9 protein-coding genes are annotated in these 7,528 nt (G+C 36.8%); 2 read left to right on the forward strand and 7 right to left on the reverse strand.

Annotated elements, in window-relative coordinates:
- Positions 1 to 663, reverse strand: a 663-nt coding sequence (locus TJ68_RS06340; RefSeq protein WP_148449677.1) for a peptidoglycan DD-metalloendopeptidase family protein, incomplete at its 3' end; no start/stop codon positions are given.
- 50 nt (positions 664 to 713) lie between these two features.
- The gene (locus TJ68_RS06345; RefSeq protein WP_040929323.1) at positions 714 to 1,820 is read right to left on the reverse strand and encodes an AI-2E family transporter; all 1,107 of its coding nucleotides are present in this window, start codon (positions 1,818 to 1,820) and stop codon (positions 714 to 716) included.
- Positions 1,821 to 1,945: 125 nt separating this feature from the next.
- Between TJ68_RS06345 and TJ68_RS06350 the strand changes: the two genes are divergently transcribed.
- Positions 1,946 to 2,671, forward strand: a complete 726-nt coding sequence (locus TJ68_RS06350) for an alpha/beta hydrolase (RefSeq protein ID WP_052327361.1) — start codon at positions 1,946 to 1,948, stop codon at positions 2,669 to 2,671.
- 38 nt (positions 2,672 to 2,709) lie between these two features.
- Here the strand turns inward: TJ68_RS06350 and fabI are convergent, their stop codons facing one another.
- From fabI to TJ68_RS06375, 5 genes are all read right to left on the reverse strand, one after another.
- Positions 2,710 to 3,477 carry an enoyl-ACP reductase FabI gene (gene fabI / locus TJ68_RS06355; RefSeq protein ID WP_040929324.1) on the reverse strand — a complete coding sequence of 256 codons (768 nt, stop codon included), beginning with the start codon at positions 3,475 to 3,477 and terminating at the stop codon, positions 2,710 to 2,712.
- A gap of 70 nt (positions 3,478 to 3,547) precedes the next feature.
- The gene (gene mgtE / locus TJ68_RS06360; RefSeq protein WP_052327362.1) at positions 3,548 to 4,951 is read right to left on the reverse strand and encodes a magnesium transporter; all 1,404 of its coding nucleotides are present in this window, start codon (positions 4,949 to 4,951) and stop codon (positions 3,548 to 3,550) included.
- A gap of 5 nt (positions 4,952 to 4,956) precedes the next feature.
- Positions 4,957 to 5,754 (reverse strand): NAD kinase, encoded by a 798-nt coding sequence (locus TJ68_RS06365; RefSeq protein WP_040929325.1) that lies wholly within the window; start codon positions 5,752 to 5,754, stop codon positions 4,957 to 4,959.
- Between the two features lie 17 nt (positions 5,755 to 5,771).
- On the reverse strand, positions 5,772 to 6,392 hold the full coding sequence (yjbM, locus tag TJ68_RS06370) for a GTP diphosphokinase (RefSeq protein WP_040929326.1): 621 nt from the start codon (positions 6,390 to 6,392) through the stop codon (positions 5,772 to 5,774).
- 15 nt (positions 6,393 to 6,407) lie between these two features.
- Entirely contained in the window at positions 6,408 to 6,758 is a 351-nt protein-coding gene (locus tag TJ68_RS06375; RefSeq protein ID WP_040929327.1) for a UPF0738 family protein, read from the reverse strand.
- A gap of 115 nt (positions 6,759 to 6,873) precedes the next feature.
- Here TJ68_RS06375 and TJ68_RS06380 point away from each other — a divergent pair, with 115 nt between their 5' ends.
- Positions 6,874 to 7,443, forward strand: coding sequence for a CYTH domain-containing protein (locus TJ68_RS06380; RefSeq protein WP_040929328.1), 570 nt, complete (start codon positions 6,874 to 6,876; stop codon positions 7,441 to 7,443).
- Positions 7,444 to 7,528 lie beyond the last annotated feature (85 nt).

The following is a 7,528-nucleotide window of genomic DNA, read 5'->3' on the forward strand; positions in this document are numbered from 1 at the left end:
ATTCGTACCTGATGACACATATCCATTATCTAACTTTAACCAATAGTGTCCATCTTTATAAGTTACTGTTCTAAACTGTAATTTATCATTCGGTTGTGCAGATGAAATATTTTCTCCTTTTAAACTTGGTTTATTTCTAATATTCATATTGTATTTCGGGATAAATATCCCGTTAAAATATCGATCTTTTCTTAAATCAATATGATAAGCACTAATTCCACTACAGACAAAATCTTTTTCTTTTAAATAACCGTATCTCTGAAACTGAATGTGAAGATGGCTTGCCATAGGCGCATTTAAATTGTTTGTATCTCCTTGATATCCAATTGTTTCTCCGTATTTTACATACTGACCAATCGTCACTATTAAACTTCGTTTTAAATGTCCGTATATTACTTGATAGCCTAGTGTTTCGTTTGCAATCACGACTGTTCCACCAAAATTGCCGTAATTACTCGTTCCTTGAACGACGACTCCGCTCATTACTGCAGGAATCGCTGCGCCGTCATGTTTGGCAAAGTCATACGCTCGGTGAAACCCTCCGCAATACGCGTCATAGTTGAATCCATTCACAGTATAATTTCTAAACCCAAACGGCGTCATCGTATGCGGATTACTCGTCAATTTAAAGTTGTTCTTAATCAAAATATCTATTGGATTCAAAAAATCCCCTCCTTACCCTATATATCGAGTACAGGAGAGGACTTAGCTATTTAATACTTTTGTTTTGGTACTTTAACGTCACTAATTAACGTTTGACTTAAATCACGTCTATAACGCCAGATATTTTGAACGATAGATTTTATAACAGCATATGTCGGAATCGCAATTAGAATTCCTAAGAATCCAGCGATATTTCCTGCTGCAAGTACAATCGTAATAACTGTTAATGGATGTAAGGCAAGTTGCTGACCCATAACGTTTGGCGTAATAATATTCGACTCGATTTGCTGCGCTGCAAGTGTGATGAGTGATACCCAAATGAACATAATTGGATCTTGAATGAGCGATAGAATCGCTGCTGGTAAAAATGCGACCCAAGGTCCAACGAATGGTACGACGTTCATAAATAGCGCAAACACCGCGAGTAATAATGCATAATCTAAACCGATAATTCTATAACCGATAAATAAAATAATACATAATATAAACGACACGAGCATTTGTCCTTGTATAAATGCACGGAGTGTTTTATCGATATCTTTAATCGTATCGAGTAAAAATAACTTAAAACGACCTGTAAATGGACGTGTAATTGTCGGTACAAATTTTTCGTGATCTTTTAACATAAAGATAAAGAAAAATGGTACTAAAATAAGTGAAATCACAATCGAAACTGTACTCATTATAATTTTAAATGCGTTCGCGATAACGCTACTAAACATCGTAGACCCTGTTTCAAATACTTGGTTCGTTATTTCATCTAAGTTTACCTCAAACGGTAAACGATCCCTCTGATTGATTACTGTGTTCATAAAACTTTGTATTTCACGTTGAATAAGTGGTCCACGTGTAATCAAGTTTTGAACTTGCTCAGTGATTACCGGAATAACGGAGATCGATAACACTGTAATAACAATCGCAATTATTAAAAATACAGAAGTCATCGATAGCCATCGCGGCGCGCTATGGCGTTCTAGGTATTCTTGAATTGGAATCGTAATGTAAAATAAGACGCCAGCAAGTAGTACAGGTACGAAAATTGTCGCAATGATTTTGAAAAATGGTACAAATATATACTGTACTTTCACAGTCATATATATAATGATGAGCGTCATAATAAGCGCTACACCACTTTGAAACCAAATCTTATTCAGCATAGACGTGTCTCCTTTCGAAACTTGTTTTTATTATATCATTGAATGTAAGAATTATTGAAAGAATTATTCTGTTTAACTGCAATATTTTATAAATACGTTACACTATATATAAAAAGGAGATAACAATGGATTATACAACAGGCATTCATAACAACGAAATACTTTCTAAAGTGTTAAACGAAACAATCGAGTTTCAATATTATATACCAAAAGATTTTGAGGAAAATCGTAAGTATCACGTCTATTATACGTTTGACTCACAAGACTTTTTTAAATACGGTCAAATCCACCGTATATACGAACGACTTTATAAAGATGGTGAGATAGAAGCTGCGATTATCGTCGGAATCCCCTACCCGAGTGTCGAGTGGCGTAACCATCACTTCCAACCAGAAGGTGAACATACAGACGAGTTTATGGAATTTATAGCAAAAGAATTTGTTCCGTTTGTCGATGATACGTTTCCTACAATGAAAAATCGCGACAGTAGAACTTTAATGGGTGAAAGTTTAGCGGGTAGCTTTAGTATTAAACTTGCGATTAATTACCCAGAAATGTTTAAAAATGTTCTCGCATTTAGTCCGGAAGTTACCGATGAATTTTATGATGAAATTATCGAAGCAGAAGGCACTGAAAACATTCACTTTTACCATACAATTGGACTTGAAGAACAAGACTTCGTAACAATTACAGGCAGACAAGCAAACTTCTTAGATCCAAACCGCGAGTTAAACGAAGTACTCTTTTCGATACCAGAACGATATGAATATAAAGAACTCGACGGTGGCCATATATGGAAGACGTGGAAACCAGAAATTGAACACGTACTTAGATTCTTTTACGGAGTGTAAAGATAAAAAAGCTAAGACCAGATGGTCTTAGCTTAATTTTATGCCATTGCGTGATATCCTGAGTCGACGTGTAATACTTCTCCTGTAATTCCTGATGCTAAATCTGATAATAAGAACATTACAGCATTACCAACTTCTAATTGGTCGACGTTTCTCTTTAATGGTGCACGCTCTTCGATTTCTTTTAGAATCGTTTTGAATTCACCAATTCCCGATGAACTTAACGTACGAATTGGGCCTGCTGATACCGCATTTACACGATATCCATCTTCACCAAGGTCAAGCGCTAAGTATTTAACACTTGCTTCTAATGCTGCTTTTGCGACACCCATAACGTTATAGTTTGGAAGTGCACGTTCTCCACCTAAGTAAGTCATTGTTACGATTGACCCACCTGGGTTTAAGATTTTCTTCGCTTCTTTTGACACGATCGCAAGAGAATATGCTGAAATGTCTAATGCAAGTTGGAATCCTGCACGTGACGTTTCAGAGTATCCACCTTTTAACTCGTCTTTATTAGCGAATGCGATTGCATGTAACACGCCATCAATTCCACCTGTGTGTTCGCCAATTTCTTTAAATGCACGCTCAACATCTTCGTCTGACGTAACGTCACAGTTTACCATGAAGTCATGGTCGCCTTCGAGTTCACCTTTTAACTTTTCGATTTGATCTTTAAAGCGGTCGTTTAATGTCGTGAATACGATGTTCGCTCCCGCTTTGTCTAATGCACGCGCTGCTCCCCAAGCGATTGAACGTTGGTTCGCAACACCCATTACTACATATGTTTTACCTTTTAAATCCATGAGAATCCCCCATTCTTATTAGTACCTACTACTAATTTTAAATCGATTCTCAAAAAAATGCAATGATTATCTATACTAAAGCACTCATTAATGCATTTGCAAGTGAGAAATAGATCATTAAACTGATAATATCGTTCGATGTCGTAATAAACGGACCACTTGCTACTGCAGGGTCAATCCCAAATTTTGACATCCCCATCGGTATAAATGTTCCAGATAGCGTCGCAAATGTCATCGCTACAAATAATGAAATACTTACGATAATTCCGACGACAGGTTCACCAAATAGAATCGTAATGATAATGAATAGTAATACCGCACAAGTGAATCCTGTCATCATACCCGTAAGAATGTCTTTAATCGCAAGCTTTAGTAAACTTACGCGTTTAATTTCACCTGTAGCAAGCCCACGGACAGCGACCGCTAAACTTTGCGTCCCAGCATTACCTGACATTCCACCGATAATCGGTATAAATGCTCCGAGTAACGCTACTTTTTCAAGCGTCTCTTCAAATGTTGATAACATCGTCGCGGTAATCATACCCATAAGTGTTAAACCAATGAGCCACGGAAGTCTCTTTTTAGCTGCAGTAAATGATGAATCGTCAAGTGGCGAGCCTTCATCACTCATACCGGCAAGTCTATAGTAGTCTTCCTCTGCTTCTTCTTGGATAACGTCCATGATGTCGTCGGCAGTAATGATACCGACTAAGTGTTCTTGATAATCTAAAACTGGTACTGCTAAGAAGTCATAGTCTCTCATCATATACGCGACTTGTTCTTGGTCGTCTGCGACATTTACCGAGATGACACGTTCTTTCATAATATCGCCAATATATTCGTCTTCATCCGCAATAATTAAATCTCTAAGCGAAATAATACCGACGAGTTTGTTGTTAATATCAGTGACGAATAAGTAGTAAATGGTCTCGCTATCTGGAGCTACTTTTCTTAAGTGCACCATCGCCTCGTGGACAGTCATTTCACTGTCGATTGAGACGAACTCCGTCGTCATGATACCTCCCGCGGTATCATCTTCGTAGTTCATTAATATACGAATTTCTTCGCGGTCTTCTTTTTTCATAAGTGCTAAGAAGCTCATCATGACTTCTTTTGGTAAGAAGTTCATAATATCCGCTGCGTTGTCGTACTGCATTGCACCGAGTACTTGTGCAGCGTATCTCGCGTCCATACTTGTTAAAATCTCTTCCATTTCCTCATTAGAAATAGATAGCGTGTCAAAGAAATCCGCCACTTCTTTTGGACTGAGTAAATGATATAATTTTTCTCTATCTTCATCATTTAAAAGATTGAAGAACTCACCTTGTTCGTATTCGTGGAGTTTTAAAAACTCTTCACGAAATGGCTCATAAGATTCTTGTTCTAACAGCATAATCAAGTTATCATATGCTGCTTTTATTTCTATGTCTTCCACATGTTTTGTGTAGTCTTTTTCTTCTGTTTCAACTGACATCTTACTCACCTCTCACTTGATATAAACGATTCCCTGACTCGATGCCAAAACGGAAAATGTCTAAAACGGGCAAATTTTATCGTTTCCTCTGCCACTTGATATTCAATTGAACGAATACCATTTTTCTGAAAATGTAGGTGATCGATTGTCAGTAAATGCGTATCTGCTTTATTTGGATACACGTTTAACGTGTGATGGCTCGGTAAAATAATCGATGAACCAATCGTTCTAAACACTCGGTTGTTAATCGATGCGATTTCTGTAAGTTGAATCGATCGAAATGACGGGTGAATTAACGCACCACCAAGTGATTTGTTGTAAGCTGTAGAACCAGACGGTGTAGACACACAAATACCGTCTCCTCTAAACTTTTCAAAATGTTTCCCACCGATACCAACATCCACTGCGAGCGTCGACCCTTGTACCATTTTTAATGTCGTCTCATTTAATGCGAGATGACGTTCTTCACCGTCATCTGTATTTACTGTTACAGAGACGAGTGGGAATTCTGTTTCAACAAATTCCCTACGGTCTATTAAGTCTATTAACTGGTCCGCTTCTTCTGGATGAAAATCTGCGTAAAATCCGAGGTTTCCAGTATGAACACCGACAAACATCGTTTCTTTTAATAAATGTTGATACATATGAAACGCACCGAGTAACGTTCCATCGCCGCCGACGGAGATAATAATTTCCGGATGTATATTATCTTCTTCCATACCGCGTTTTTTCATACCTTGAATTAAATACTCGCGTGTATACTTTGACTTTTCGTCGTTTTTTGAGATAACTGTAAATCGCATAATTATCTCCTCCTCGTTTAGATGTTGCGTTTCTTAGAAAAGAACTTCTGTGCTTCCTGGACTTCTTCGCGTATTAATGACATTTCTTGGTCGAGCTGATACGCGGCGTCCGCTGCATTTTGAAGTCTTTCTTTAATCTCTACTGGGTACTCACCTTTATATTTGTAGTTCAGCGAGTGTTCAATCGTCGCCCAAAAATTCATAGCGAGTGTACGGATCTGAATCTCAGCTAATATATTCACCGTACCTTCTACTGTTGAAACTGGATATTCTATAATGATGTGATACGAACGATATCCACTTTCTTTCGTATGTTTAATATAATCTCGCTCTTCGATAATTCTCATATCTTCTCGCTTATCGATTAAGTCTCTAATAATCATAATATCATCGACGAACTGGCACATAATACGGACACCAGCGATGTCGTACATATCTTTTCTAAGTTCGTCATAAGAGATATTATTTTTACTCGCCTTCTCAATAATACTCTGTACTGGTTTTACTCTTGCAGTAACAAATTCTATTGGAGACGAACGGTTCGTTAATTTATATTCTTGTCGAATACCTTTTAACTTAATTTTAAGTTCATCGATGGCTTGTCGATACGGAGATAAAAATACGCTCCACTCATCCATATTTTAAGCCCCCTTTTAAATTGCAAAAGTTTCTACAATTTTACCTTCAAACTCTTTGCCGTAATTACTATTATCTTTAATATTGTCAAGTAACACATCTAATTCCGTGAAAAATTCTTTAAGCTCTACTTGATCGTTTACAGTGACAGTTTTGTTATAGTATCTCGCTAACATTTCCCACGTTTCGGATACGAAATGCGTGCGGATGTACTCTTCACCATCATCTAATATGTAAATAATCGTAAAGTTATCAGAGTCTACAATCATCTGCTCTGTACTTACAAGTGTTTTATCGGTTAAATCATTTTCAACGTAGCATTTTAATGTATCGTCTTCATATTTAATTTCATTAATATAGATATCCATTACTATCACCTCTACCGGTACTTATTCTACCACACTTGTACCCTTTCGACGTATTTAATGTGTAATGCTTTACTTAATCTTATGAAATCGCAATAATAATGAATAGGAGGCTATTATGCAAGAGACTGAAATTGAATTTAAAAATTTATTAACTAAAGATGAATTTGAAAATATAGAACGTGCCTTATTTAAAGATGTTGAAGCTGTTTCTCAGACGAATTACTACGTCGATACGGACCGCTTCGAATTAAGAAGTAATTACTTAATGTTACGTATTCGAAAGCGTGAAGATGTGAATATGTTGACGCTAAAAGTTCCAATGGATGAGCATGTGACTGAAGAGTTTCACAACCCTCTATATGAAGATATACAAATCGGAGATGTTGTAAATAAAGATATGCTCAGTCGTCCGATGTTTTTAATTATACGTAGTCATTTAATTAACCGAACATTACGTGTCGTAGGCAAATTAACGACACTTCGTAAAGAAATAGATTATAATGGTGGAACACTCGTTTTAGATTACAGTACATATTTAGGTCATGAAGATTACGAAATCGAATTTGAAGTAGATGACGTGTCGAAAGAGACAATCTTCAATGAGCTGCTAGATAAGTTTACTATTACTAAAAAAGATACACCTGTTAAAGTTGAACGTTTTTATAAAGCATTAGAGTCGAATTAAGGAGAAATAGATGGTTACAGTTTATAAGCAACTTGGTGAAGAGACAATCGAAGCGTTAGTCGATCGTTTTTATGATTATGTCGAT

Origin of the sequence: Nosocomiicoccus massiliensis (assembly GCF_000438455.1) — a bacterium.
In the GTDB taxonomy this organism is placed as follows: domain Bacteria; phylum Bacillota; class Bacilli; order Staphylococcales; family Salinicoccaceae; genus Nosocomiicoccus; species Nosocomiicoccus massiliensis.